Origin of the sequence: Curtobacterium sp. AG1037 (assembly GCF_003349855.1) — a bacterium.
In the GTDB taxonomy this organism is placed as follows: Bacteria; Actinomycetota; Actinomycetes; order Actinomycetales; family Microbacteriaceae; genus Curtobacterium; species Curtobacterium citreum.
Genome location: NZ_QQAO01000004.1, coordinates 117,376 through 142,761, shown reverse-complemented (window position 1 = coordinate 142,761; position 25,386 = coordinate 117,376). Strand labels below are relative to the sequence as shown.

Below are 25,386 nucleotides of genomic sequence, written 5' to 3'. Positions count from 1 at the left end.
CTCGGCTGCCGCGTCGCACGGTGGTCCGCTGTGGGAGGATGGTCGACATGCTTCGTTGGTTGACCGCTGGTGAGTCCCACGGACCCGAACTCATCGCGATGCTCGAGGGCCTGCCCGCGGGTGTGCCGGTGTCGTTCGAGTCCATCCGCACCGACCTCGCACGGCGGAAGCTCGGGTACGGCCGCGGCTCCCGCATGAAGTTCGAGCAGGACGAGCTGCACGTCTCCGGCGGTGTCCGCCACGGGTTCTCGATCGGCAGCCCGATCGCCATCCGCATCGGCAACACCGAGTGGCCGAAGTGGGTCGAGGTGATGAGCCCCGAGCCCGTCGAGCAGACCGAGATGTCCCGCGGCCGCAGCGCCCCGCTGACCCGCCCGCGTCCGGGTCACGCCGACCTGGTCGGGATGCAGAAGTACGGTTTCGACGAGTCGCGTCCGATCCTCGAGCGCGCGTCCGCCCGTGAGACCGCGGCCCGCGTCGCGCTCGGCGCCGTCGCGAAGTCGTTCCTCGCCGAGCTCGGCATCCGGTCCGTCGCGCACACCCTGCAGGTCGGTACCGTCCGCGTGCCGGACGGCACGGACCTGCCGCAGCCCGACGACGTCGACCGGCTCGACGAGGACCAGCTGCGGTGCTTCGACGCCGAGACGTCCGCACGCATGGTCACCGAGGTCGAGGCCGCGAAGAAGGACGGCGACACCCTGGGCGGGGTCGTCGAGGTCCTGTTCTACGGCGTCCCCCCGGGGCTCGGTTCCCACGTGCAGTGGGACCGTCGACTCGACGCCCGTCTGGCCGCCGCGATCATGGGCATCCAGGCGATCAAGGGCGTCGAGGTCGGTGACGGCTTCGCGACCGCCGGGCGACGGGGGTCGGCGGCGCACGACGAGCTGTACCGCGAGGACGGCGAGATCATCCGCACGAGCGACCGCGCCGGCGGAACCGAGGGCGGCATGTCGACCGGTACCGTGCTGCGCGTCCGCGCCGGCATGAAGCCGATCGCGACGATCCCGCACGCCCTGCACACCATCGACGTCGCCACGGGCGAGGACGCCTCGGCGCACCACCAGCGCAGCGACGTCTGCGCGGTGCCCGCCGCCGGCGTCGTCGCCGAGGCCATGGTCGCGCTCGTGCTCGCCGACGCCGTGCTCGAGAAGTTCGGCGGGGACAGCCTCGCCGAGACGAAGCGGAACCTCGACGGCTACCTGGCCGCGATCCCGGAGACGCTCCGCTCCCGGCGGACCGACGCCGCCGAGCCCTCGACCGCCTGGTGAGCACGCCCGACCCGGCGCCGCACGGGCCGGTCGTCGTGATCGGCCCGATGGGCGCCGGCAAGTCGAGCGTCGGCAAGCGCGTCGCGAAGGCGCTCGGCGTGCCGTTCACCGACACCGACCGGGTCATCGCGCGCGAGCACGGCCCGATCCCGGGCATCTTCGCGGAGCGCGGGGAGCCGGCGTTCCGGGAGCTCGAGGCCCGGGCCGTCCGGGACGCGATCGCCACCGGCGGGGTCGTCTCGGTCGGTGGGGGAGCCGTCACCCACGCGGACACCCGGGACGCCATGGCCGGGGCACGGGTCGTGCTCCTGACCGTCTCACCCGAGGCCGTGGCCGAACGCATCGCCGGCAGCGACCGCCCGCTGCTCGCCCAGGGCGGCATCGACGCCTGGCAGACGATCCTGGACGCCCGGGTCGCCACCTACGCCGAACTGGCGCACGCCACCTTCGACACCTCGCGGCGGCCGATGTCGCACGTCGTGCAGGACGTCGTCGCGTGGGTGACCGCGCAGGACACCACCACCGGAGGGACACCGTGACCGAGTCGAACCTGCCCGAGGGCACCACCGAGATCCGGGTCGGCGGTGACGGCGGGTACGTCGTCGCGGTCGGGAACGGCCTGCTCGGGTCCGTCCCCGCGCTGCTCGGTCCGCGCGTCGCCAAGGTGCTGATCGTGCACGCCCCGACGCTCGGCGCCCGGGCGAACGAGCTCCGCGAGATGCTCGCGGACGCCGGACTCGAGGCGCTCATCGCCGAGGTGCCGGACGCCGAAGGGGCCAAGCGCGTCGAGGTGGCGGCCTTCTGCTGGCAGGTCATGGGCCAGGCGGACTTCACCCGCACGGACGCCGTGATCGGGCTCGGCGGCGGTGCGGTCACGGACCTCGCCGGCTTCGTCGCGGCGACGTGGCTCCGCGGCGTCCCCTTCCTGGCGATCCCGACGAGCGTGCTCGGCATGGTCGACGCGAGCGTCGGGGGCAAGACCGGCATCAACACGAACGAGGGCAAGAACCTGGTCGGGGTGTTCTCCGCGCCGCGCGCCGTGGTCGTGGACCTCGACCTGGCACGGACGCTGCCCCGGAACGAGATCCTGACCGGGTTCGCCGAGATCGTGAAGGCGGGGTTCATCGCCGTGCCGGAGATCCTCGACGTCATCGAGGCCGACGTCGCACGCGTCACGGACCCGACGACGCCCGAGTTCCGCCGCGTCGTCGAGCTCGCGATCGCGCTCAAGGCCGAGGTCGTCTCGGACGACTTCACCGAGCAGGGCCGTCGCGAGGTCCTCAACTACGGGCACACGCTCGGCCACGCCATCGAGCACGCCGAGCGCTACCAGTGGCGACACGGCGCGGCGGTCTCGGTCGGGATGGTGTTCGCGGCCGAGCTCGCGCGGCTGACCGGGCACCTCGACGACGCCACGGTGGACCGGCACCGCTCGATCCTGGAGTCGCTCGAGCTCCCGACGTCCTACGGGCTCGGCCGGTGGGAGGGGCTGCTCGCGACGATGCGTCGGGACAAGAAGGCCCGGGCCGGCATGCTGCGGTTCATCATCCTGGACGGGGTCGGCAAGCCGGTCACGCTCGAGGGGCCCGAGGACCACCTGCTCTTCACCGCGTACCAGGAGGTCGGGGTCTAGCTCCGCGCGGGATCACCGCAGCGTGGGTCGTGTCCGACGCCACCACCACCGCACGCGCATCGAGACGGTCAGCACACCGGTGCGTTCCCACTCGCGGAACTCGTCGAGCGTGGCCCCGTTCTCCCACGCCCAGTACTCGTCGTCGTCACGGTCTGGATCGAGTGCGTCCGGCAGTGGTCGGAAGATCCTCATGAGTCGGCCTCCTGTCCAGCGGTCGGTCCTTGCGGTCGTTCGGCGTCGGCTGCGGCCCGTTCCCGACGACGGAGCGCGCGGTACGCCAGTCGGCGATCCGGTTTCGGCCACCACGATACGGTCGCGAGGTTCCGGAGCACAGCGATCGAGATGTCGTACGCACGGTCGTGCGGCTGCTGACGGAGCGCCCAGGTGAAGCGTTCCCAGGCGTGGTGGCGGATCACGGTCCGTCGCGCCTGGAACGCGCCGAACCAGCTGACGACGGCGCCGACAGTGGACGCCAGGGCGGCGATGCTCGCCGCGACGAGTGCGGTCTCCATGCCACCCAACGTCGCGCGCCGGGCGCACGCCGACGTCGGAGGCGAGCCGACCTGTGGAGGGCGCGCCGTGCCTCCAGGCTGTGGAGGAGCGCGGCAGGTGCGCAGGGCGGGGGAGCAGACTGGTCCGGTGCCCACCCCGCCCCGTCTGAGCGACCTCGGTCAGCAGGACGTCGACGCCGGCAGCCTGCGGTCCCGTGGCCGCCGCTTCGCCGAGCTGCTCGCGATCGCCCGTCGTCACCGTCTGCTGCCCTTCCGCCGGCTCGACTTCTCGCACGCCCCCGAGACCGCCGACCTGCGTCGTGACCAGGCGGAACACCTGCGGCGGGCCCTCGAGGAGGCCGGCGGCGGCTTCGTGAAGATGGGCCAGTTGCTCTCGACGCGGGACGACCTGCTGCCGGAGGAGTGGACCGAGGGGCTCGCGCACCTGCAGCGGAGCGTGACCCCGGCGGACGCCGGCGCGGTCGCCGCCCTGCTCGAGGAGGAGCTCGGTGCCCCGGTCGACCAGGTGTTCGCGAGCTTCGACCCGGAGCCGGTCGCCGCCGCCTCGATCGCGCAGGTGCACCGTGCGACGCTGCAGGACGGCACGGTCGTGGCGGTGAAGGTCCAGCGCCCCGGCATCGACGCGGCGGTGCGTCGCGACGTCGACATCGCGCTCCGCGTGGTGCGGTTCCTGGCCCGGACGAGCACCGAGGCGCGGCAGGTCGGGGTCGCCGACGTCGCGCAGCAGTACGCCGACGACCTGGTCCGGCAGGTGGACTTCTCGTCGGAGATGCGGAACCTCGCAGCACTCCGCGCCGCGCAGGCACGGAGCGCCCGGCCCGACGCGGTGGCGTTCCCGGAGCCCTACCGGGACCTGTCGAGCCGACGTGTGATGGTCATGGAGTTCCTCGAGGGCGAGACCCTCAGCGCGCTACGTGCCGCCCGGTCGACGCGGGACCTCGACGAGCCGATGCGCGCCGTCCTCGACGCGTTCCTGCGGCAGGTCGTGTTCGACGGGATCTACCACGCCGACCTGCACCCGGGGAACGTCGTGCTGCTGCCGGACGGCCGCCCGGCGCTCATCGACTTCGGGTCGGTCGGGCGGCTCGACCCCGGACTCCGCGAGACCGTGCAGGACCTGCTCGCCGGGTACATCCAGGACGACACCGCCCGGATCGCCGACGGTGTGCTGCGGATGGCGCCGGTCCGGAACGACGAGGACGAGGCCGACTTCCGCCGGGACATCGCGGCGTTCGTCGCGGACGAGCTCGGGCCCGGTGCGCGGATCGGCGTCGAGACGGTGGACGACGCCGTCGCCGTGTTCGGTCGGTACCGGCTCAAGCCGCCGCCGGACTTCGTCGCGGCAGCACGTGCGCTGGCGATCTTCGAGGGCACGCTCCGGACGCTCGCGCCGTCGTTCGACCTGCTCGAGGAGTCGCGGGACCTGGCCAGGGGGCAGATCCGGGACCAGCTGCGCCCCCGTGCGGTGCGGGACCTGGCGATCCGCGAGCTCTTCGGCGTCGTGTCCACGGTCCGTCGGTTGCCGCGACGCGTGGACCGCATCGGCGAGGCACTCGAGAACGGCAAGCTCGCCGTCAACATCCGGTTGTTCTCGGACCGGCGGGACCGCGAGGTCGTGTCGGGACTGATCCGCCGGGTGCTCCTGGTGTTGCTCGGCGCCGGTGCGGGGGTGCTGTCGATCGTGTACCTGGCGATGCCGGCCCGGCCGACGGCGGTCCTGTCCAACGGCGCCGCCGGCGGGTTGATGGGCGGTGCGGCCGTCGTGCTGCTCCTGTGGGCCGCGGTCGACGCGTGGCGGGCGCGCCGACGACGCTGACCCGCGCCCGCCGTCGCGCCTGGCCGTCCCGCGCCCGTCCGCTACACTCGTCGGGGCGTCGGCACGGGCCTCCCGGCCGCCGTCGGGACCGGACGCACGTCCGGGAGACCTTCACAACACCATCGAACGGAAGACCCATGGCGAGTACCACTGACATCAAGAACGGCGCCGTTCTCATCATCGACGGGCAGCTCTGGTCGGTCGTCGAGTTCCAGCACGTCAAGCCGGGCAAGGGCGGCGCGTTCGTCCGCACCAAGCTGAAGAACGTCGTCTCGGGCAAGGTCGTCGACCGCACGTTCAACGCCGGCGCGAAGATCGACACCGCGACCGTCGACCGCCGTGACTACCAGTACCTGTACCAGGACGGCGAGTCCTACGTGTTCATGGACACCGACACCTACGACCAGATCCCGGTCTCCGAGGCCGTGGTCGGCGACGCGAAGAACTTCCTGCTCGAGTCCGCGATGGTCACCATCGCGATGAACGAGGGCAACCCGCTCTACATCGAGCTCCCGACGTCGATCGTCACCGAGGTCGAGACCGAGCCGGGCCTGCAGGGCGACCGTTCCTCCGGCGGCACGAAGGACGCGACGATCATCGCGACCGGCCACCGCATCCAGGTGCCGCTGTACCTGGAGAACGGCACCACCGTGAAGATCGACACGCGCGACGGCAGCTTCCTCGGCCGCGTCAACTCATAGGCGTCCGCCCGATGAGTGCTCGTTCGAAGGCCCGCAAGCGCGCCCTCGACATGCTGTACGTGGCCGAGGTGCGTGAGCTCCCGATCGCCGACGTCCTGGCGACCGAGACCGTCCGGCACCTCGACCAGCCCGAGCGTGCCTCGAGCTGGGACTACGCCCGGCAGATCGTCACGGGCGTCGACGACGACCGGTCGGCCATCGACAAGGTGATCGTGGAGCACGCGCAGGGATGGTCCATCGCCCGCATGCCCGTGCTCGACCGCTGCATCCTGCGGATGGGTGTCTGGGAGCTCCGGTACAACCCGGAGGTCCCGGACGCGGTGGCGATCGCCGAGGCGGTCGAGCTCGCGCAGTCGCTGTCGACCGACGACTCGGCGAGCTTCGTGAACGGCGTGCTCGGCGCCGTGGCGGGCGGCCGTGCACCGTCGGCGAAGGCGGCCACCGCTCCCTCCGCCGGCGCTGCCGACGACGACGCCGCACCGTCCGGCCGGACGGTCGCAGGGGACCAGGAGTCCCGGTAGGGTTGACCACGTCAGCGTCCTTTAAGTCCGTCCGGTGAGGCGGGGAAGGAGGTCGGCGTGGGCACCAGAACGGTCCTGCAACAGCCCGACATCACGCGTGCCCTGACACGCATCGCGCACGAGATCCTCGAGGCCAACCACGGTGCCTCGGACCTCGTGCTCCTGGGTATCCCGACGCGGGGTGCCGTCCTGGCCGAGCGGCTCGCGTCGCTGCTCGCGGACATCGAGCCCGAGTGGGCCGCCGAGCGCGACCAGCGCCTCGGCACGCTCGACGTGACGATGCACCGGGACGACCTGGGGCACGGCATCGGTCGTGCACCGCACCGCACCACGATCCCGACGAGCGGCATCGACGGCAAGGTCGTCGTGCTCGTCGACGACGTGCTGTACTCCGGCCGCACCGTGCGGGCCGCCCTCGACGCCCTGCAGGGCATCGGGCGGCCCCGTGCGGTGCGGCTCGCCGTGCTCGTCGACCGCGGGCACCGGCAGCTCCCCATCCGGGCGGACCACGTCGGCAAGAACCTGCCGACGGCGTCCGACGAACGGGTCACGCTACGCCTCACCGAGACCGACGGCACCGACGAAGTCGTGATCGAGCAGCCGGGGGTCGACGCCTGATGCGCCACCTGCTCTCCACCGCCGACCTGTCGCGCGACGAGGCCGTCCGGATCCTCGACGTCGCCGAGGAGATGGCCGAGGTCAACACGCGCGAGGTCCGGAAGCTCCCGGCCCTCCGCGGCAAGACCGTCGTCAACCTGTTCTTCGAGGACTCCACCCGCACCCGCATCTCCTTCGAGGCGGCGGCGAAGCGGCTCTCCGCCGACGTCATCAACTTCGCTGCGAAGGGCTCGAGCGTCTCGAAGGGCGAGTCGCTCAAGGACACCGTGCAGACCCTCGGCGCGATGGGCATCGACGGCATCGTGATGCGGCACCCCGCATCCGGCGCTCCGCGGGTCCTCGCCGAGGCCGACTGGATCGACGTCCCGGTGGTGAACGCCGGCGACGGGACGCACGAGCACCCGACCCAGGCGCTCCTCGACGCCTTCACGATGCGCCGTCGGCTGCACGGTGACGCCAGCCGGGGCGCGGCCCTGGACGGTGTCCGCGTGACGATCGTCGGCGACGTCCTGCACAGCCGCGTCGCCCGGTCGAACGCCTGGCTCCTCCGCACGCTCGGCGCCCAGGTCACGTTCGCGGCTCCGCCGACGCTCCTGCCGGCGGTCGACCGCCCGTTCGGCGGAGCAGTGCACCACGACCTCGACGCGGCCCTCGCCGAGGACCCGGACGTCGTGATGCTCCTCCGCATCCAACAGGAGCGCATGAACGACGCGTTCTTCCCGAACCCCCGCGAGTACACGCGGCACTTCGGCCTGACGGCGGCCCGCGCGGCGGCCCTGTCCGAGCGCACGCTGATCATGCACCCGGGGCCGATGAACCGCGGACTCGAGATCGCCGGGGTCGCCGCCGACGACCCCCGCTCGACCGTCGTCGAGCAGGTCGCGAACGGCGTGTCGGTCCGGATGGCCGTCCTCTACCTCGCCCTGACGGGCGAGCACGAACCGAAGGAGTCCGTCGCATGACCGCTCACCTCATCCGTGGCGCGCAGCTGGTCGACGGCACGCGTGCCGACATCCGCCTGGAGGCGCGGCGCATCACCGCGGTCGGGTCCGGTCTCGACGCGGCCGGGGCCACGGTCGTCGACGCTGACGGGCTGATCGCGCTGCCCGGCCTCGTGGACCTCCACACGCACCTCCGCGAGCCCGGTTTCGAGGAGTCCGAGACGGTGCTCACCGGGTCGCGAGCGGCGGCCGCCGGCGGCTTCACCGCGGTGAACGCGATGGCGAACTCGTCGCCGGTCGCCGACACGGCGGGGGTCGTCGAGCAGGTGCAGGCGCTCGGCGACGACGCCGGGTACGTCACGGTCCGCCCGATCGGTGCGGTGTCGCAGGGGCTGCAGGGAACCCACCTGTCGGAGATCGGGGCCATGGCGACGAGCAGGGCGAAGGTCCGGGTGTTCTCGGACGACGGGTCCTGCGTCGCCGACCCGCTGCTCATGCGCCGGGCGCTCGAGTACATCAAGGGCTTCGGCGGGGTCCTCGCGCAGCACGCGCAGGAACCGCGGCTCACCATCGGCGCGCAGATGAACGAGGGCCGGCTGTCGTCGGAGCTCGGGCTCGCCGGCTGGCCCGCGGTGGCGGAGGAGGCGATCATCGCCCGCGACGTGCTGCTCGCCGACCACGTCGGTGCCCGGCTGCACGTCTGCCACGTGTCCACCGCCGGCAGCGTCGAGGTCATCCGCTGGGCGAAGTCCCGCGGCATCGACGTCACCGCCGAGGTCACGCCGCACCACCTCGTGCTCACCGAGGACCTCATCGCCGGGGTCGACGGGGCGCCCGGGTACGACGCGCGCTACAAGGTGAACCCGCCGCTGCGCTCCCGTGAGGACGTCGACGCGCTCCGCGGTGCCCTGGCGGACGGCACGATCGACATCGTCGCGACGGACCACGCACCGCACACCGCCGAGGCGAAGTGCTGCGAGTGGCCGGCTGCCGCCAACGGCATGGTCGGGCTCGAGTCGGCGCTGAGCGTCGTGCACGCCGCCGTGGTCGAGAGCGGGCAGCTCGACTGGGCCGACGTCGCGCGCGTCCTGTCCGAGGCGCCGGCCCGCATCGGCCAGGTCGAGGGGCACGGCCAGCGCATCGCCGAGGGCGCCCCCGCCGAGCTCACGCTCTACGACCCCGCCGCGGTGCGGGAGTTCTCCATCGCCGACCTCGCCGGCCAATCGCAGAACTCGCCGTACCTCGGCATGCGGCTGCCCGGCCGTGTGGTCGCGACGTTCCACCACGGCGCCCCGACGGTGCTCGACGGCCAGCTCGTCGACGCCGAGACCGTCGCGGCGCACGCGCGCAGCGTGCGGGCGGAGGCGACGGCATGAGCGGTGACGCGCTGCGCTGGCTCGTCGGCGGGATCGTCCTGGCCCTCGTCGCCCTGCTGTTCGTCGCCATGGCGCGCACCTGGCGGACGCGGGCCAGGCGTCAGACGGCAGCCGTGCCTCCCGTCCCGGTCCCGACCGACGTCGGACCGGCAGCCGGGTCCTGGGACGGGTTCACCGTCGCGACGACCCGCGCCGACGAGCCACTCGAACGCATCACCGCCGGCGGTCTCGGGTTCCGGGGCCGCGGCGGGGTGACCGTCCACGACACCGGGGTGGTCCTGCACCACGCCGGCGCCGTGGACCGCTGGATCGCGGTGGACGCCGTGCGCGGCGCCGACCGCGCCACGTGGGCCATCGACCGTGTGGTCGAGCCCGGGGGACTGGTCCGTCTGCGATGGACGGCGACCGGCGCCGCAGGTGCGACGGACCTCGACACCTACTTCCGGTTCCCGGAAGGCGGCGCAGCAGCACTCGCCGCCCTGCAGGGACTGACGACGACGCGCGAACACCCGCACCCCGCGGGCGAAGGGACGAACTGATGACACGCGAACGGGCCGTGCTGGTCCTCGAGGACGGCACCCGGTACGACGGATGGGCGTACGGCGCCCGAGGCCGATCCCTCGGCGAGGTGGTCTTCGCCACGGGCATGACCGGCTACCAGGAGACGCTGACCGACCCGTCCTACGCCGGACAGATCGTGGTGCAGACGGCACCGCACATCGGCAACACGGGCGTCAACGACGAGGACCCCGAGTCCCGTCGCATCTGGGTGGCGGGCTACGTCGTCCGCGACCCCAGCCGCGTCGTGTCGAACCACCGCGCGAACGCCACGCTCGACGACCACCTGGAGCGCGACGGCATCGTCGGCATCTCCGGGATCGACACCCGCGCGCTGACGCGTCGGATCCGCGACGCCGGCGCCATGAAGGGCGGCGTCTTCAGCGGTGCGGACGCGGACCTGTCCGCCGACGAGCAGCTGGCCGCCGTCCGCGACCAGGCCGCGATGCAGGGTGCGAGCTTCTCGTCGGTCGTCTCCACGCCGGAGACCTACGTGGTCCCGGCCGTCGGGGAGCAGATCGGCCGGCTCGCCGTGCTCGACCTGGGCGTGAAGGCGTCGACCACCCGCTACCTCGCCGAGCGCGGGTTCGAGGTGCACGTCGTGCCGCAGGACATCACCGCCGCGGCGCTCGAGGACCTCGCGCCGGACGCCCTGTTCTACTCGAACGGCCCCGGCGACCCCGCCGCGAGCGACGCGCAGGTCGACCTCCTGCAGCAGTCGCTGCGGACCGGCCGCCCGTTCTTCGGCATCTGCTTCGGCAACCAGCTCCTCGGCCGCGCGCTGGGCTTCGGCACCTACAAGCTGCCGTTCGGCCACCGCGGGATCAACCAGCCGGTGCTCGACACCGCCACGGGCAAGGTCGAGATCACGAGCCAGAACCACGGCTTCGCGGTCGACGCGCCCCTGGACCAGGTCGTCGAGTCGCCCGCCGGGTTCGGTCGGGTCGAGGTCTCGCACTACTCCCTGAACGACCAGGTGGTCGAGGGGCTCCGCGCCCTCGACGTGCCCGCCTTCAGCGTGCAGTACCACCCGGAGGCGGCGGCCGGCCCGCACGACTCCATGTACCTGTTCGACCGGTTCGCCGACCTGGTCCGCGCGCGCCGTGCGGGGGAGCCGCTCGACGCGGCCACCGCCACCGCCACGACCCCCGCAGCCGACGTCACGAAGGAAGCCAACTGATGCCGAAGCGCGCAGACATCAACTCCGTCCTCGTCATCGGCTCCGGCCCGATCGTCATCGGGCAGGCCGCCGAGTTCGACTACTCCGGCACCCAGGCGTGCCGCGTCCTCCGCGCCGAGGGCGTCCGCGTCATCCTCGTCAACCCGAACCCGGCGACGATCATGACCGACCCGGACTTCGCCGACGCGACCTACATCGAGCCGATCACGAGCGCGTCGCTCGAGGAGATCATCAAGATCGAGCAGCCCGACGCGGTCCTGCCGACCCTCGGCGGTCAGACGGCGCTCAACGCGGCGATCAAGCTCGACGCCGAGGGCATCCTCGAGAAGTACGGCGTCGAGCTCATCGGCGCCAAGGTCGACGCGATCCAGCGCGGCGAGGACCGCCAGCTCTTCAAGGAGCTCGTCCTCGAGTCCGGCGCCGACGTGGCCCGCAGCCACATCGCGCACACCCTCGAGGAAGCCAAGGCGTTCGCGGCCGACCTCGGATACCCGCTCGTCGTCCGGCCGTCCTTCACGATGGGCGGCCTCGGTTCGGGCTTCGCCTACAACGAGGAGGAGCTCGTCCGCTTCGTCGGCGACGGCCTGCAGTCCAGCCCGACCACCGAGGTGCTCCTCGAGGAGTCGATCCTCGGCTGGAAGGAGTACGAGCTCGAGCTCATGCGGGACAACTTCGACAACACGGTCGTGATCTGCTCGATCGAGAACGTCGACCCGGTGGGCGTCCACACGGGCGACTCGATCACGGTCGCCCCCGCGCTGACGCTGACCGACCGCGAGTACCAGAACATGCGGAACATCGGCATCGACATCATCCGTCGCGTCGGTGTCGACACCGGTGGCTGCAACATCCAGTTCGCCGTCGACCCGTCGAACGGCCGGCTCATCGTCATCGAGATGAACCCGCGCGTCTCCCGCTCGTCGGCGCTCGCGTCGAAGGCCACGGGCTTCCCGATCGCCAAGATCGCCGCGAAGCTCGCGATCGGCTACCGGCTGGACGAGATCGAGAACGACATCACGCGCGTCACGCCGGCGAGCTTCGAGCCGACGCTCGACTACGTCGTCGTGAAGACCCCGCGGTTCGCGTTCGAGAAGTTCCCGGCGGCCGACGCCACGCTCACCACCACGATGAAGAGCGTCGGCGAGGCGATGGCCATCGGCCGGAACTACGCCACCGCGCTGCAGAAGTCCCTGCGGAGCCTCGAGAAGCGCGGCTCGAGCTTCCACTGGGACACCCCGGCGGCCGAGCTCGACAAGGACGCGCTGCTCGAGAAGGCCCAGGTGCCGACCGACGGCCGCATCGTCACGGTGCAGCAGGCGCTCGTCGCCGGCGCCACGGCGGACGAGGTCTTCGAGGCCACGAAGATCGACCCGTGGTTCATCGACCAGATCGTCCTCATCAACGAGGTCGCGGCCGAGGTCGCAGCAGCCGAGACGCTCGACGCGGGCACCCTCCGGTGGGCCAAGGAGCACGGCTTCAGCGACGCCCAGATCGCGGGCCTGCGGGGGATCTCCGAGCAGGAGGCCCGCGACGCGCGGCACGCCCTGGGCATCCGCCCCGTCTTCAAGACGGTCGACACCTGCGCCGGCGAGTTCCCGGCCCTCACGCCGTACCACTACTCGTCGTACGACACCGAGACCGAGGTCGTCCCGAGCGACCGCAAGAAGGTCGTCATCCTCGGCTCCGGCCCGAACCGCATCGGCCAGGGCGTCGAGTTCGACTACTCGTGCGTCCACGCCTCCTTCGCGCTGAGCGAGGCCGGGTTCGAGACGATCATGATCAACTGCAACCCGGAGACGGTGTCGACCGACTACGACACCTCGGACCGGCTCTACTTCGAGCCGCTCACCACCGAGGACGTCCTCGAGGTCATCGAGGCTGAGTCCGCGTCCGGCGAGCTCGTCGGCGTCGTCGTGCAGCTCGGCGGCCAGACCGCCCTGGGCCTGGCGAAGCCGCTCGAGGCGGCCGGGATCCCGATCCTCGGCACGAGCCCCGCGGCGATCGACTCCGCCGAGGAGCGCGGGCAGTTCTCCGCGATCCTCGAGCAGGCCGGCCTGCTCGCACCGCGCAACGGCACCGCGCACGACCTGGCGAGCGCGACCGCGGTCGCCGAGGAGATCGGCTACCCGGTCCTCGTCCGCCCGTCCTTCGTGCTCGGCGGCCGCGGCATGGAGATCGTCTACGACCCGGCCGCCCTGGCGGACTACTTCGACCGGATGGCCGACCAGGCGATCATCGGCCCGGAGCTCCCGCTGCTCGTCGACCGGTTCCTGGACGACGCGGTGGAGATCGACGTCGACGCGCTGTTCGACGGGGAGCGCCTCTACATCGGCGGCATCATGGAGCACATCGAGGAGGCCGGCATCCACTCCGGCGACTCGGCGTGCACCCTGCCCCCGGTCGGACTCGGCAAGGCGGAGATCCGCGGCGTGGTCGAGGCCACCGAGCGGATCGCACGCGGCATCGGCGTGCAGGGCCTGCTCAACGTCCAGTTCGCCATCGGCGCCGGCGTGCTCTACGTGCTCGAGGCGAACCCGCGCGCGAGCCGCACGGTCCCGTTCGTCTCGAAGGCGCTCGGCATCCCGCTCGCGAAGGCCGCGAGCCGCATCATGACCGGCACCTCGATCGACGCGCTCGTCGCCGAGGGCCTGCTGCCCGAGCGTGACGGCTCGTCCGTGCCCGCGCAGGCACCGGTCGCCGTCAAGGAGGCCGTGCTGCCCTTCCGCCGCTTCCGCACCCACGACGGCCAGGTCGTCGACTCGGTGCTCAGCCCGGAGATGCGCTCCACGGGCGAGGTCATGGGCATCGACCGCGACTTCCCCCGCGCCTTCCTCAAGTCGCAGGACGCCGCGTACGGCGGCCTGCCGACGAGCGGCACGGTGTTCGTGAGCGTCGCGGACACCGACAAGCGCCAGGTGGTCCTGCCGGTGCACCGCCTGCAGCAGCTCGGCTTCACGATCACCGCGACCGAGGGCACCGCCGAGGTGCTCCGCCGCAACGGCATCGAGGTCACGCTGGTCGGCAAGTACAGCGAGGGCGGCGAGAGCGTCGTCGACCTGCTCGCCCGCGACGAGGTCGACATCGTCATCAACACGCCGTCCGGTGCCGCCGGTCGCGCGGACGGGTACGAGATCCGTGCGGCGACGGTCGCGGCGGACAAGCCGCTCTTCACGACCATCGCGCAGCTGGGTGCAGCGGTCGCGGCGATCGAGACGATCGGCACGCCGCACAGCGTCCGAAGCCTGCAGGACTACGCGCTCGAGCGCGCGACCTGGTGACGGCCGTTCCCGTGGCAGCTGACACCCGGCCGGGAGGCACGGCCCCCTTCGGCGTGCGGCTCGCCGCCGCCATCGGGTCGCGTTCCGCACTGTGCGTCGGCATCGACCCCCACGCCGCCACCCTGGCGGCGTGGGGGCTCGGCCGCGACGAGCAGGGGCTGACGGCGTTCGGCGCCGCCCTGGTCGACGCGGCCGCCGGCCGCGCGGCGATCGTCAAGCCGCAGGTCGCCTTCTTCGAGGCGGCGGGGGTCGCCGGCTACCGCGCGCTCGACGCGACCGTCCGTCGGGCACGCGATGCGGGCCTCCTGGTCGTCGCCGACGTCAAGCGGGGCGACATCGGCTCGACCGGTGACGACTACGCGCTGGCGTGGCTGGACCGCGACGGGCCGTTCCGGGCCGACGCGATGACGGTCTCGCCGTACCTCGGCTACGGGTCGCTCGTCGGCACCGTCGACGTGGCGCGCCGGAACGGTGCGGGGGTCTTCGTGCTCGCCGCGACGAGCAACCCCGAGGCACGGCTGCTGCAGACCGCGGTCGTCGCCGAGGGCCCGCGTGCCGGCCGGACGGTCGCGGCCGGTATCGTGCTCGATGTGGCAGACGACAACCGGACCGGCGGCGACCAGCCGCTCGGGGACGTCGGGCTCGTGCTCGGCGCCACCCTCGACCTCGACGACTTCGGCATCGACGCGGCGGCCATCGGCTCCGCGCCGGTGCTCGCCCCGGGCTTCGGCGCGCAGGGCGCCCGGATCGAGGACCTCCGGTCGTTGTACGGCTCTCGTGCCGAGCAGGTGCTCGTGAGCGAGTCCCGCGGGCTGCTGTCCGCCGGCCCCGACGGGGTCGCCGGGCTCGTGCAGGAGCGGGCGGACCGCATCCGTGCGGCGCTGGAGGTGGCCGCGTGACGGACGGCACGGACGGCGCACCCGTGGACCGCAGCGGCCTCCCCGCGCACCGGAACCCGCCGGAGGTCGACCGGGTCGCCGCCGCCCGCGCCGCCGTGGCCGCGCGACGCGCCCGGGCAGCGGTCAAGGCGCAGGTCGCGTCGGGGGAGCGCAGCCCCCTCGAGGTCGCCCGCGCCGCCTGGTCCGACGCCGACCTGCCCGCCGAGAAGTCGCTGCGCGTCCGCGACCTCCTGACGAGCATCTCGGGCATCGGTCCCGCCCGTGCCGAGGCCGTGATGAGCGAGCTGCGGATCGCGCCGTCGAAGCGCCTCGGCGGACTCGGCTCGCGGCAGCGTTCGGCCCTGGCCGACTGGCTCGCCGCGCGCGGCCGGAAACGTGGCACGTCGAAGCTCGTCGTGCTCGCCGGACCCACCGCCGTGGGCAAGGGCACCGTGAGCGCGTACATCCGCGAGCAGTACCCGGACGTGAACCTCAGCGTCTCCGCGACGACCCGGAAGCCCCGACCGGGCGAGGTCGACGGCGTGCACTACTACTTCGTCGACGACGCCGAGTTCGACCGGATGATCCGCGACCGCGAGCTCCTGGAGTGGGCGGTCGTGCACAACTCCTACCGCTACGGCACCCCGCGGCCGCCGATCGACCGCGCGCTCGACGCCGGCGACAAGGTGATGCTCGAGATCGACCTGCAGGGCGCACGGCAGGTGCGCGACGCCATGCCCGAGGCGGTCCTGGTGTTCCTGCTCCCGCCGACGTGGGAGGAACTCGTCCGCCGCCTGATCGGCCGCGGCACCGAGTCCGCCGAGGAACAGGCCCGCCGGCTCGAGACCGCCAAGGTCGAGCTCGCCGCCCAGGACGAGTTCGACGTGCGGATCGTGAACTCCGATGTCGGCACCGCGGCACGAGAAGTCGTAGACTTGTTCACTGCGCCCTAGCCGGGAGCGCCCGTGCCCTCCGGGGCACACACCATCTTCTGCCGACTGGAGACACCATGGCCAACCCCCAGGGCATCATCGACCCGCCCATCGACGACCTGCTGTCCAAGGTGGAGTCGAAGTACGCGCTCGTCATCTTCGCGTCGAAGCGCGCTCGTCAGATCAACGACTACTACGCCGACCTGCACGAGGGGTCGCTCTTCGACAACGTCGGGCCGCTCGTCGACTCGACCATCGACGACAAGCCGCTGTCCGTCGCTCTCCACGAGATCAACGAGGACAAGCTGACCGTCACCAAGCAGCAGCAGCCCAGCGACTGACCGCGGTGACGAGCACCAACCTGCGCCTCTTCACGTCCGAGTCGGTGACGGAGGGGCACCCCGACAAGATCTGCGACCAGATCTCGGACACGATCCTCGACGCGCTGCTCGCGGTCGACCCGCACGCGCGCGTCGCCGTCGAGACGATGGTGACGACGGGGCTGGTGCACGTCGCCGGCGAGGTCACGACCTCGGGCTACGTCGAGATCCCGAAGCTCGTCCGCGACGTCATCACGGGCATCGGGTACAACTCGTCCGAGGTCTCGTTCGACGGTCGCACGTGCGGTGTCGAAGTCTCGATCGGTGCGCAGTCGCCGGACATCGCGCAGGGCGTCGACGAGTCGCTGGACAGCCGCTCCGGCGCGGGCGTCGATCCGCTCGACCGGCAGGGTGCCGGCGACCAGGGCATCATGTTCGGCTTCGCGACGAACGAGACGCCCGAGTACATGCCGGTCGCGATCTGGCTCGCGCACCGCCTGGCGGAGCGTCTGGCCGAGGTCCGCAAGACCGGTGTGCTCGACTTCCTCCGTCCGGACGGCAAGACCCAGGTGACGGTCGGGTACGACGGCGTCGTCCCGAAGACCGTCGAGACCGTCGTGCTCTCGACGCAGCACTCGCCGGCGGTGACGCTCGCCGAGCTCACGGCGCAGATCACCGAGCACGTGATCCGTCCGGTGCTGGACCTGGTGGACCTCGACTCGTCGCACGTCGACGTGATCGTGAACCCGACCGGCCGGTTCGAGATCGGCGGCCCCCAGGGCGACGCCGGGCTCACCGGTCGCAAGGTGATCGTCGACACGTACGGCGGTGCGTCCCGGCACGGTGGTGGCGCGTTCAGCGGCAAGGACCCGTCCAAGGTCGACCGCTCGGCCGCGTACGCGCTGCGCTGGGTCGCGAAGAACGCCGTCGCGGCAGGGCTCGCGGACCGGCTCGAGGTGCAGGTGGCGTACGCCATCGGCCGCGCGAAGCCCGTCGGGCTGTACGTGGAGTCGTTCGGCACCGGGCACGTCGACGACGCCACGATCGAGGCTGCGATCACGCAGGTGTTCGACCTGCGTCCGGCCGCGATCATCCGCGACCTCGACCTGCTCAAGCCCCGGTACGCGCAGACCGCGGCGTACGGCCACTTCGGCCGCGAGCTGCCCGGCTTCACCTGGGAGCAGCTCGATCGCGTCGAGGAACTCCGCGCCGCCGCAGGACTCGTCGCCGCCGCCGTCTAGGGCACCGCGTGCCCGTCGTCGCGCGTGTCGTCCTCGACTCGCCGCTCCCGCAGTTGGACCGTCTGTTCGACTACCGGGTGCCGGCCGAGCTCGAGGACGACTGCGTGCCGGGTGTCCGCGTCAAGGTACCGCTGCGCACCGGGGCACGGATGTCCGACGCCTGGGTGGTGGAGGTCGTCGCGCCGGACGCCGCCGACGCCGACACGACGTTCGCGGGGGAGCTGAGCCCGGTCGAGCAGGTCGTCTCGCCGGTGCCGGTCCTGGCACCCGAGATCTGGTCGCTCGCCCGGGCCGTCGCCGACCGGGCCGCCGGTGTCGCCTCCGACGTGCTCCGGCTCGCCGTGCCGCCCCGGCAGGTGCGCGCCGAGAAGGCCTGGCTCGCGCGGGACCCCGAGTGGTCGCCGCCGTCGGTCACGGCCGGCCCCGTCGCCGGCTACGTCGAGGGCGTCCTGGAGGCGCTGGTCGCCGACCACGGACGCGCTGCGGTGGCCGCCCTGCCGCACCCCGTCGCGCTGCACCCGGCCTCGTTGCACCCCGCTGCGCTGCACCCCGTCGCGGTCGCGCCGAGCCCGGACGGCGCTGAGCCGGACCCGGCGCCCGCCGCCCCGGAGCCGGGACCGGACCCGGTCTGGGTCCCCGGGTGGGCCGCCACGATCGCCCAGGCCGCGGCGCACGCCGTCGCCGCCGAGCAGTCCGCGGTCGTCGCGGTCCCCGACTTCCGCGACGTCACCGACCTCGAGCGGGCCCTCCTCGCCGTGCTGCCGGCCGAGCGGGTCGTGCGATTCGACGCCAAGCAGACGAACGGTGCGCGGGCGAAGGCACTGCTGCAGGCGCGGTCGCACGCCGTCGTGGCGATCGGCAACCGCACCGCGTTGTACGCGCCGGCGACCGACCTCGGTCTGATCGTCGTGTGGGACGACGGGGACGCCTCGTTCGTCGAGCCCCGGGCACCGTACGTGCACACCCGTGACGTCGCGCTCGTCCGGGCGGCCCAGTCCGGCGCCGGTCTGCTGTTCGTCTCGCACGCGCGGAGCACCGACGTGCAACGGCTCGTCGAACTGCACTGGCTCGACGAGGTCGCTCCGTACCGGCAGCCAACCCCGAAGGTCATCCCGACGGTGCAGCAGGGCGGTGCCGAGGGGTTCGCGGCCCAGGCACGCATCCCGAGCACCGCCTGGCGTGCTGCGCGCGAGGCGAGTCAGCACGGGCCGGTGCTCGTGCAGGTCGCGAGTCCCGGGTTCGGCACCGGCCTGGTCTGCGCCGAGTGCGGCGAACGGGCGCACTGCCGGGTGTGCGGGGGACCGCTCGGCCAACCCCACCGCGGCGCGACCCCGCAGTGCCGGTTCTGCGGCGCCCTCGCCGTGGGCTTCCGGTGTCCGACGTGCGGCAACGGCACCGTGAAGCCCGTCGGGCAGGGCGCACAGCGCACCGCCGACGAGCTCGGCCGGGCGTTCCCGGGCACCCGCATCGTCGTCGCCGACGGTTCCCGACCGCTCGACGAGGTCCCCGCCCGCCCCTCGGTCGTCGTCGCCACGCGCGGCGCGGAGCCGAACGTGCCGGGCGGCTACGCCTGCGTGCTCCTGCTCGACGGGGAGCGCATGCTCGCCCGCGAGGGCCTCCGCGTGCAGGAGGACGTGCTGCGGTTCTGGACGGGCGCCGCGGCGAAGGGCGCCCCCGGGTCCGAGGTGTACCTGGTCGGCATCGGCGGCCGGCTCGCGACCGCGATGGCCACCTGGCGGCTCGACGGCCCCGCGCACGAGGAGCTCGTCGACCGTCGCGCGCTGCACTTCCCACCGGCGGTGCGGGTCGCGACCCTGACCGGCACGGACGACGCCGTGACGGCCGCGGTCGAGGCTCTCGGGGACACCCTGGTCGGCGACGTGCTCGGTCCGGTGCCGGTCGAGGACGATCCGGTCCCGGGCACGGTCCGGGCGATCGTGCGGTTCCCGTACGCGCACGGTGCCGAGGTCGCGGCGACGCTCAAGGCCGAGGTCATCCGGCGCTCGTCCACCCGGCGGGTGCTCCCCGGCGGCAACCGCCGTCGTGCGGCACCCACGCTCCGCGTCCGGCTCGACGACGCCGAGCCCTTCGCCGAGGTCTGACCGCCCCGCGCGTCGCGGCCACCTGTGCCAGGCTGAGGGACGGTGGTCACGAGCCACCGCCGAACACACCACACGCACAACGAGGTGACGAGGTGACGCCGATGCGCGCGCTCTGGAAGCCGGACGCCGGTCCGGGACTGATCATGACCGAACGACCGGTGCCGGTCCCCGCCTCGGACGAGGTGCTCGTCCGGGTGCTCCGCGCCGGGATCTGCGGAACCGACCTGCACATCGAGCGGTGGGACGACTGGGCCGCGTCGGCCGTCTCCGCACCGCTCGTCCCCGGGCACGAGTTCTCCGGCGAGGTGGTCGAGGTCGGGTCCGCCGTCCGCGATGTCGCCGTGGGGGACCGGGTCTCCGGTGAGGGCCACATCGTGTGCGGCACCTGCCGGAACTGCCGGGCCGGCCGCCGCCAGATGTGCATCCGCACGAAGGGCGTCGGCGTGCAGCGGGACGGCGCCTTCGCGGAGTACCTGACGCTTCCCGCCGCGAACGTCTGGGTGCACCACACCGACGTCGACCCCGAGATCGCCGCGCTCTTCGACCCGCTCGGCAACGCGGTGCACACGGCGCTCGCGTTCCCCCTCGTCGGCGAGGACGTGCTCGTCACCGGCTGCGGTCCGATCGGGCTCATGGCGATCGCCGTCGCACGGCACGCCGGCGCCCGGTTCGTCGTCGGCACCGACGTCAGTGCGAACCGGCTCGCCCTCGCCAGGACGATGGGCGCGGACCTCGCCGTCGACGTGTCGGACGCCGGCGCCGGACGTGGGGCGGCGACCGCCGGGTCGCAGGACGCGGTCGGGGCCCTCCGCGACGCCCAGCAGCGGCTCGGCTTGCGCGAGGGCTTCGACGTCGGCTTCGAGATGTCCGGCGCGCCCACGGCCCTGCCGGCGATGGTCGAGACGATGAACCACGGCGGCCGGATCGCGATGCTCGGACTCCCGTCCGGGCCGATCGCGGTCGACTGGGGGAAGGTCGTCACGCACATGCTCACCGTGAAGGGGATCTACGGCCGCGAGATGTTCGAGACGTGGCAGACCATGAGCAGCATGCTGCAGACGAGCGCGGCGCTCCGCGGTCGGATCGGCTCGCTCGTGTCCGGGCGCTTCCCGGCACGGGACTGGCAGCAGGCGTTCGCCGCGGCGGCGAGCGCGGACGGCGGCAAGGTCGTCATCGACTGGACGGAGGCGTGATGTACGGCGCGATCAAGGACCACCTGCGGGCAGAGCTCGCGGGCATCGAGGCGGCGGGGCTGACGAAGCGGGAGCGCGGCATCGCCGGCCCCCAGCGCGCGGCGATCGAGGCCGGCGGAACGGAGCTGCTGAACTTCTGCGCGAACAACTACCTCGGGCTCGCGGACGCCCCGGAGCTCGTGGACGCCGCGAAGGACGCCCTCGACCGCTGGGGGTACGGGATGGCCAGCGTGCGGTTCATCTGCGGCACGCAGGACCTGCACCTCGAGCTCGAGGAACGGGTCTCCGGCTTCCTCGGCACCGAGGCGACGATCCTGTACTCGTCGTGCTTCGACGCGAACGGCGGGCTGTTCGAGGTCCTGCTCGGTCCGGAGGACGCCGTGATCTCCGACGAGCTGAACCACGCGTCGGTCATCGACGGCATCCGGCTCAGCAAGGCGCGCCGGTTCCGGTACCGGAACCGGGACACCGCCGACCTGGAGGCGCAGCTCGCCGCCGCCGCGGACGCCCGGTTCCGCCTCGTGGTCACGGACGGCGTGTTCTCGATGGACGGGTCGATCGCGCCGCTGGCCGAGATCTGCGATCTCGCGGAGCGGTACGACGCCCTCGTGGTCGTGGACGACTCGCACGCCGTCGGGTTCGTCGGCGCGCACGGACGGGGCACGCCCGAGCTGTGCGGGGTCGCGGACCGGGTGGACGTCTTGACCGGGACGTTCGGCAAGGCACTCGGCGGGGCCTCGGGCGGGTACGTCTCCGGCCGCCGGGAGATCGTCGACCTGCTGCGCCAGCGTTCCCGGCCGTACCTGTTCTCGAACTCGCTCGCCCCGGTGATCGCCGCGGGCACGGTGGCGGCGCTCGACCTGATCGAGCGATCGGAGGACGCCCGCGCCCGGCTGGCCGCGAACGCCGCGCGCTTCCGGTCGTCGATGACCGACGCCGGGTTCGAGCTGCTGCCCGGGGAGCACCCGATCGTCCCGGTGATGTTCCACGACGCGGCGCGCACGGCCCGGATCGCCGACGAGATGCAGGCCCGCGGGGTCTACGTCACGGCGTTCAGCTACCCGGTGGTCCCGCAGGGGCGGGCACGCATCCGGGTGCAGCTCTCCGCCGCGCACACGCCCGAGCAGGTCGACCGTTGCGTCGAGGCCTTCGTGGCCGCACGCGCAGCCGTCCCCGCCTGACGATCCCCTCGCAACACGCAACGTCGGCGGTTCCTCGCAGCGGAGTACCGCTGCGAGCAACCGCCGACGTTGCGTTTCGCGGGCCGACCCCCGGGGTCAGGCCCAGGGGGCAGGCCCCGGAGGTCAGGCGCCGACGGGCGTCCGGCGACCGCGCGGGAACACGACGCCGAGGGCGACCATGCCGATTGCGAGCACGAGGTGCAGCCAGTTGTCGGCCCAGTTGAGCGGCACGAAGTTCGCGCCGGACATCGTGCCGGCGGTGAACAGCCCGTACACCCAGAGCACGAAGTAGACGACTCCGCCGATCACGAGGTACATGCGCGAGCCGGTCGCCCGGTTCGCCGCGAGCAGGCCGACGACGCCGAACAGCAGGTGCACGATGTTGTGCAGCACCGAGACCTGGAAGATCCCGAGCAGCATCGCCATCGAGCCGTGTCCGGCACCGCCGAGGTCGCCGGAGGTCAGCCCGGGCACGAACCCGGCGATCCCGACGAGCAGGAAGACGATGCCGACGACCATCGCGACCTTCTGGATCGACGAGCCGGCGTAGCGGTTGGTGGAGGTGGTCACGTCACTCATGACCCGGACGGTACTCAGCGGGCTCGCAGCGTGTTCGCGGATCCGCGACGCCCGCGCGCGTCGGACACCTCGGCCCGTGGGACGATGGAACCCATGCGCCTCGTCGTCGCCGGCAGCCCCGCTGCGGCCGTCCCCACCCTCCGCCGCCTCGCGGCGTCCGACCACGAGATCGCCGCCGTGCTCACCCGGCCGCCGACGCCGCAGGGCCGGAAGCGCGTCCTCACGCCGACCCCGGTCGCGCAGGTCGCGGCGGAGCTCGGCCTCCCGGTGATCGAGGCGACGCGGGTGGACGACGACGTCACCGCGCGGTTGACCGACCTGCGGGCCGACCTCGGCGTCATCGTCGCCTACGGTGCACTGCTCCGCCGCCCGGCCCTCGACGCGCCCCGGCTCGGCTGGGTGAACCTGCACTTCTCCGACCTGCCGGCGTACCGCGGTGCCGCCCCGGTCCAGCGCGCGGTGATGGCCGGCGACACCCGCACCGCCGCGACGGTGTTCCAGCTCGTCGAGGCGCTCGACGCCGGGCCCGTGTACGCGAGCGACCCGTTCGACATCGACCCCGAGGCGACCGCGGGCGAGGTCCTCGCCGCGATGGCCGACCGCGGTGCCGAGACCGTCCTGCGCGTCGTCGACGCCCTCGCAGCGGGCACCGCCGTCGCCCGCGAGCAGGTCGGCGAGCCGACCCTCGCCCCGAAGACGACGATCGCGGACGGGCGGATCGACTTCACCGCGCCTGCTGCCGTCGTGCACGCCCGCCTCCGCGGCGTGACGCCCGAGCCCGGCGCGTTCGCCCACCTCGGCGAGACCCGCGTGAAGCTGCTGCGCAGCACTCGGGAGGAAGGCGCGACTTCCGCCGTCCCGCGGCTCGCGCCCGGCGCGCTCGGGCTGGTCGACGGGCGCCTGCTCGTCGGCACCGCGGACGAGCCCCTCGCACTGCTCCAGGTGCAGCCGGCCGGCAAGCAGGCGATGGACGGTGCCGCCTGGGCACGCGGCCTCGGCGCGCTGGACGGGAAGGTCCTGTCGTGAGCCCCGCGCAGCAGCGCCGCGGCCCGCGCACGGTCAGCGCCCGTCGGGTGGCGTTCGACGTGCTCCGCGCTGTGCAGGTCGACGACGCCTACGCGAACCTGCTCCTGCCGACCCGGATCCGCCGTGCCGGCCTGTCCGCCCGCGACGCCGCCTTCGCCACCGAGCTGACGTACGGGTCGATCCGGATGCTCGGCCGGTACGACGCGATCATCGGCATCGCCTCCGGCCGTCGCGTCGACAACGTCGAGTCCGACGTGCTCGACGTGCTGCGGCTCGGGGTGCACCAGCTGCTCGGGATGCGCACACCGACGCACGCCGCCGTCTCCGCGACGGTGGAGCTCACCCGCGAGATCGGTGCCCGCCGTGCCACTGGCCTCGTCAACGCCGTGCTCCGCAAGGTCGCGGCCCGCACCGACGACGAGTGGGACGCGCTCATCACCGAGGGCCGGGGTGGCGACGCCCTGCTCGCGACGCGCTGGTCGCACCCGGCCTGGGTGGTCGCAGCGCTCCGGGACGCCCTCGCCGCCGAACGCTCCCGGGACGAGCTCGCCGCGCTCCTGGCCGCCGACAACGTCGCACCGCGCGTGCAGCTCGTGGCGCTGCCGGGCCTCGCGACGGCCGAGGACGTGCAGGCGGCCGAGGCCGTGCCGGACCCGGCCACGTCGGCGACCGAGGACGACCAGGCGACGCAGGACGCGCCTGCCGTCAGTCCGCAGCGGGACGAGACGGACGCGCGACCGGTGTCCCCGGTGGGCATCCGCGGGACGACCGGCGACCCCGCGCGCGTGCCGGGCGTCGCGGCCGGTCGGCTCCGTGTGCAGGACGAGGGCTCGCAGCTCGCCGCACTCGCGCTCAGCCGGTCCTCCGCCGTCCGGGCGGGGGAGCGGTGGCTCGACATGTGCGCCGGGCCGGGCGGCAAGGCCGCGCTCCTCGCCGCCGAGGCAGCGCAGGGCGGTGCGACCCTGGTCGCGAACGAACTCGTGCCGGCGCGTGCCGGACTGGTGCGGAAGGCCCTCGCGACGGTCGCCGGCGGTGACGTCGTGACCGTGGTCGAGGGCGACGGGCGTCGCTTCGGGAAGCCGGGCGACGAGCGGTTCGACCGCGTCCTGCTCGACGCGCCGTGCACTGGACTCGGCGCCCTCCGTCGTCGGCCCGAGGCCCGGTGGCGGAAGCAGCCGGAGGACGTCCCCGAGCTCGCGGCGCTCCAGGCCGAGCTGCTCGACGCGGCCGTCCGGGCCCTGGCCCCCGGCGGAACGCTCGCGTACGTCACGTGCTCGCCGCACCTCGCCGAGACGCGCGGGCAGGTCGACGCGCTCATGGCAAGGCACGGCGGCGTGCTCGAACAGCTCGACACCGCCGGGGTCGTGCGCACCGTCGCCTCCAGGGATCCGCAGGTCGCGGACGGCCGCACCGTGCAGCTCTGGCCGCACCGGATCGGCACCGACGCCATGTTCGTCGCGCTGTTCCGCCGCACCGCCTGACGACGGGCGGCGGCGGGGCAGCGCGGCGACGGACCGGCGGCCAGCGGGGCA

General features: G+C 73.0%; 24 protein-coding genes. 21 read left to right on the top strand and 3 right to left on the bottom strand.

What is annotated here, in order from left to right:
- The first annotated feature begins 47 nt into the window (after positions 1–47).
- Genes aroC through aroB form a run of 3 tightly spaced genes read left to right on the top strand, consistent with a single transcriptional unit; the run spans position 48 to position 2,901 of the window.
- The gene (aroC, locus tag DEU32_RS07485; RefSeq protein WP_058742145.1) at positions 48–1,268 is read left to right on the top strand and encodes a chorismate synthase; all 1,221 of its coding nucleotides are present in this window, start codon (positions 48–50) and stop codon (positions 1,266–1,268) included.
- Positions 1,265–1,807: a shikimate kinase gene (locus DEU32_RS07480; RefSeq protein WP_395858323.1), complete on the top strand. Its 543-nt coding sequence runs from the start codon at positions 1,265–1,267 to the stop codon at positions 1,805–1,807. The genes aroC and DEU32_RS07480 overlap by 4 nt, the downstream gene beginning before the upstream one ends.
- Positions 1,804–2,901: a 3-dehydroquinate synthase gene (aroB, locus tag DEU32_RS07475; RefSeq protein ID WP_373682791.1), complete on the top strand. Its 1,098-nt coding sequence runs from the start codon at positions 1,804–1,806 to the stop codon at positions 2,899–2,901. The genes DEU32_RS07480 and aroB overlap by 4 nt, the downstream gene beginning before the upstream one ends.
- Before the next feature lie 12 nt (positions 2,902–2,913).
- Here aroB and DEU32_RS07470 read toward each other — a convergent pair whose 3' ends face one another.
- Positions 2,914–3,093 carry a hypothetical protein gene (locus DEU32_RS07470; RefSeq protein WP_058742123.1) on the bottom strand — a complete coding sequence of 60 codons (180 nt, stop codon included), beginning with the start codon at positions 3,091–3,093 and terminating at the stop codon, positions 2,914–2,916.
- Positions 3,090–3,413: a hypothetical protein gene (locus DEU32_RS17120; protein ID WP_180225365.1), complete on the bottom strand. Its 324-nt coding sequence runs from the start codon at positions 3,411–3,413 to the stop codon at positions 3,090–3,092. The genes DEU32_RS07470 and DEU32_RS17120 overlap by 4 nt, the downstream gene beginning before the upstream one ends.
- 127 nt (positions 3,414–3,540) lie before the next feature.
- On the opposite strand from DEU32_RS17120, the gene DEU32_RS07460 reads away from it, so the two are divergent.
- The 16 genes from DEU32_RS07460 to DEU32_RS07385 all read left to right on the top strand — a co-directional run bounded on the left by DEU32_RS07460 (position 3,541) and on the right by DEU32_RS07385 (position 22,249).
- Positions 3,541–5,229, top strand: a complete 1,689-nt coding sequence (locus DEU32_RS07460) for an AarF/ABC1/UbiB kinase family protein (RefSeq protein ID WP_181819223.1) — start codon at positions 3,541–3,543, stop codon at positions 5,227–5,229.
- A 137-nt stretch (positions 5,230–5,366) separates the two neighbouring features.
- Positions 5,367–5,930 (top strand): elongation factor P, encoded by a 564-nt coding sequence (efp, locus tag DEU32_RS07455; protein WP_058742126.1) that lies wholly within the window; start codon positions 5,367–5,369, stop codon positions 5,928–5,930.
- Between the two features lie 11 nt (positions 5,931–5,941).
- A complete protein-coding gene (gene nusB, locus DEU32_RS07450; protein ID WP_083519979.1) occupies positions 5,942–6,451 on the top strand; it encodes a transcription antitermination factor NusB in 510 nt (169 codons plus the stop codon).
- A 57-nt stretch (positions 6,452–6,508) separates the two neighbouring features.
- Positions 6,509–7,069, top strand: coding sequence for a bifunctional pyr operon transcriptional regulator/uracil phosphoribosyltransferase PyrR (pyrR, locus tag DEU32_RS07445; protein WP_114849977.1), 561 nt, complete (start codon positions 6,509–6,511; stop codon positions 7,067–7,069).
- Entirely contained in the window at positions 7,069–8,031 is a 963-nt protein-coding gene (locus DEU32_RS07440; protein ID WP_058742128.1) for an aspartate carbamoyltransferase catalytic subunit, read from the top strand. Before pyrR ends, DEU32_RS07440 begins: the two co-directional genes overlap by 1 nt.
- Positions 8,028–9,386: a dihydroorotase gene (locus DEU32_RS07435; protein ID WP_114849976.1), complete on the top strand. Its 1,359-nt coding sequence runs from the start codon at positions 8,028–8,030 to the stop codon at positions 9,384–9,386. The genes DEU32_RS07440 and DEU32_RS07435 overlap by 4 nt, the downstream gene beginning before the upstream one ends.
- On the top strand, positions 9,383–9,925 hold the full coding sequence (locus DEU32_RS07430) for a hypothetical protein (protein ID WP_114849975.1): 543 nt from the start codon (positions 9,383–9,385) through the stop codon (positions 9,923–9,925). The genes DEU32_RS07435 and DEU32_RS07430 overlap by 4 nt, the downstream gene beginning before the upstream one ends.
- Positions 9,925–11,124, top strand: coding sequence for a glutamine-hydrolyzing carbamoyl-phosphate synthase small subunit (carA, locus tag DEU32_RS07425; protein WP_114849974.1), 1,200 nt, complete (start codon positions 9,925–9,927; stop codon positions 11,122–11,124). Before DEU32_RS07430 ends, carA begins: the two co-directional genes overlap by 1 nt.
- A complete protein-coding gene (gene carB, locus DEU32_RS07420; protein WP_114849973.1) occupies positions 11,124–14,402 on the top strand; it encodes a carbamoyl-phosphate synthase large subunit in 3,279 nt (1,092 codons plus the stop codon). Before carA ends, carB begins: the two co-directional genes overlap by 1 nt.
- Before the next feature lie 11 nt (positions 14,403–14,413).
- Positions 14,414–15,301, top strand: a complete 888-nt coding sequence (gene pyrF / locus DEU32_RS07415) for an orotidine-5'-phosphate decarboxylase (RefSeq protein ID WP_258554810.1) — start codon at positions 14,414–14,416, stop codon at positions 15,299–15,301.
- Positions 15,298–16,233, top strand: a complete 936-nt coding sequence (gmk, locus tag DEU32_RS07410) for a guanylate kinase (protein ID WP_058742133.1) — start codon at positions 15,298–15,300, stop codon at positions 16,231–16,233. The genes pyrF and gmk overlap by 4 nt, the downstream gene beginning before the upstream one ends.
- A gap of 56 nt (positions 16,234–16,289) precedes the next feature.
- Positions 16,290–16,553: a DNA-directed RNA polymerase subunit omega gene (rpoZ, locus tag DEU32_RS07405; protein WP_114849971.1), complete on the top strand. Its 264-nt coding sequence runs from the start codon at positions 16,290–16,292 to the stop codon at positions 16,551–16,553.
- A gap of 5 nt (positions 16,554–16,558) precedes the next feature.
- Entirely contained in the window at positions 16,559–17,773 is a 1,215-nt protein-coding gene (gene metK / locus DEU32_RS07400; RefSeq protein WP_114849970.1) for a methionine adenosyltransferase, read from the top strand.
- Positions 17,774–17,781: 8 nt separating this feature from the next.
- The gene (locus DEU32_RS07395) at positions 17,782–19,875 is read left to right on the top strand and encodes a primosomal protein N' (protein ID WP_114849969.1); all 2,094 of its coding nucleotides are present in this window, start codon (positions 17,782–17,784) and stop codon (positions 19,873–19,875) included.
- A gap of 101 nt (positions 19,876–19,976) precedes the next feature.
- Positions 19,977–21,068 carry an L-threonine 3-dehydrogenase gene (gene tdh, locus DEU32_RS07390; RefSeq protein WP_114850125.1) on the top strand — a complete coding sequence of 364 codons (1,092 nt, stop codon included), beginning with the start codon at positions 19,977–19,979 and terminating at the stop codon, positions 21,066–21,068.
- The gene (locus DEU32_RS07385) at positions 21,068–22,249 is read left to right on the top strand and encodes a glycine C-acetyltransferase (RefSeq protein WP_114849968.1); all 1,182 of its coding nucleotides are present in this window, start codon (positions 21,068–21,070) and stop codon (positions 22,247–22,249) included. The genes tdh and DEU32_RS07385 overlap by 1 nt, the downstream gene beginning before the upstream one ends.
- 123 nt (positions 22,250–22,372) lie before the next feature.
- Here DEU32_RS07385 and DEU32_RS07380 read toward each other — a convergent pair whose 3' ends face one another.
- Complete coding sequence (locus tag DEU32_RS07380; RefSeq protein ID WP_181819222.1) at positions 22,373–22,828, bottom strand: DUF4383 domain-containing protein; 456 nt, start codon at positions 22,826–22,828, stop codon at positions 22,373–22,375.
- A 93-nt stretch (positions 22,829–22,921) separates the two neighbouring features.
- Between DEU32_RS07380 and DEU32_RS07375 the strand changes: the two genes are divergently transcribed.
- The gene (locus tag DEU32_RS07375) at positions 22,922–23,854 is read left to right on the top strand and encodes a methionyl-tRNA formyltransferase (RefSeq protein ID WP_114849967.1); all 933 of its coding nucleotides are present in this window, start codon (positions 22,922–22,924) and stop codon (positions 23,852–23,854) included.
- Positions 23,851–25,335, top strand: a complete 1,485-nt coding sequence (locus tag DEU32_RS07370; protein WP_258554808.1) for an RsmB/NOP family class I SAM-dependent RNA methyltransferase — start codon at positions 23,851–23,853, stop codon at positions 25,333–25,335. The genes DEU32_RS07375 and DEU32_RS07370 overlap by 4 nt, the downstream gene beginning before the upstream one ends.
- The last annotated feature ends 51 nt before the right edge of the window (positions 25,336–25,386 follow it).

Bases quoted from the DNA above. Each gene is read 5' to 3' on its own strand.
- aroC (WP_058742145.1), top strand. From the start codon at position 48: ATGCTTCGTTGGTTGACCGCTGGTGAGTCCCACGGACCCGAACTCATC.
- DEU32_RS07470 (WP_058742123.1), bottom strand. From the start codon at position 3,093: ATGAGGATCTTCCGACCACTGCCGGACGCACTCGATCCAGACCGTGAC.
- DEU32_RS17120 (WP_180225365.1), bottom strand. From the start codon at position 3,413: ATGGAGACCGCACTCGTCGCGGCGAGCATCGCCGCCCTGGCGTCCACT.
- efp (WP_058742126.1), top strand. From the start codon at position 5,367: ATGGCGAGTACCACTGACATCAAGAACGGCGCCGTTCTCATCATCGAC.
- nusB (WP_083519979.1), top strand. From the start codon at position 5,942: ATGAGTGCTCGTTCGAAGGCCCGCAAGCGCGCCCTCGACATGCTGTAC.
- DEU32_RS07440 (WP_058742128.1), top strand. From the start codon at position 7,069: ATGCGCCACCTGCTCTCCACCGCCGACCTGTCGCGCGACGAGGCCGTC.
- DEU32_RS07435 (WP_114849976.1), top strand. From the start codon at position 8,028: ATGACCGCTCACCTCATCCGTGGCGCGCAGCTGGTCGACGGCACGCGT.
- DEU32_RS07430 (WP_114849975.1), top strand. From the start codon at position 9,383: ATGAGCGGTGACGCGCTGCGCTGGCTCGTCGGCGGGATCGTCCTGGCC.
- carA (WP_114849974.1), top strand. From the start codon at position 9,925: ATGACACGCGAACGGGCCGTGCTGGTCCTCGAGGACGGCACCCGGTAC.
- carB (WP_114849973.1), top strand. From the start codon at position 11,124: ATGCCGAAGCGCGCAGACATCAACTCCGTCCTCGTCATCGGCTCCGGC.
- rpoZ (WP_114849971.1), top strand. From the start codon at position 16,290: ATGGCCAACCCCCAGGGCATCATCGACCCGCCCATCGACGACCTGCTG.
- tdh (WP_114850125.1), top strand. From the start codon at position 19,977: ATGCGCGCGCTCTGGAAGCCGGACGCCGGTCCGGGACTGATCATGACC.
- DEU32_RS07385 (WP_114849968.1), top strand. From the start codon at position 21,068: ATGTACGGCGCGATCAAGGACCACCTGCGGGCAGAGCTCGCGGGCATC.
- DEU32_RS07380 (WP_181819222.1), bottom strand. From the start codon at position 22,828: ATGAGTGACGTGACCACCTCCACCAACCGCTACGCCGGCTCGTCGATC.
- DEU32_RS07375 (WP_114849967.1), top strand. From the start codon at position 22,922: ATGCGCCTCGTCGTCGCCGGCAGCCCCGCTGCGGCCGTCCCCACCCTC.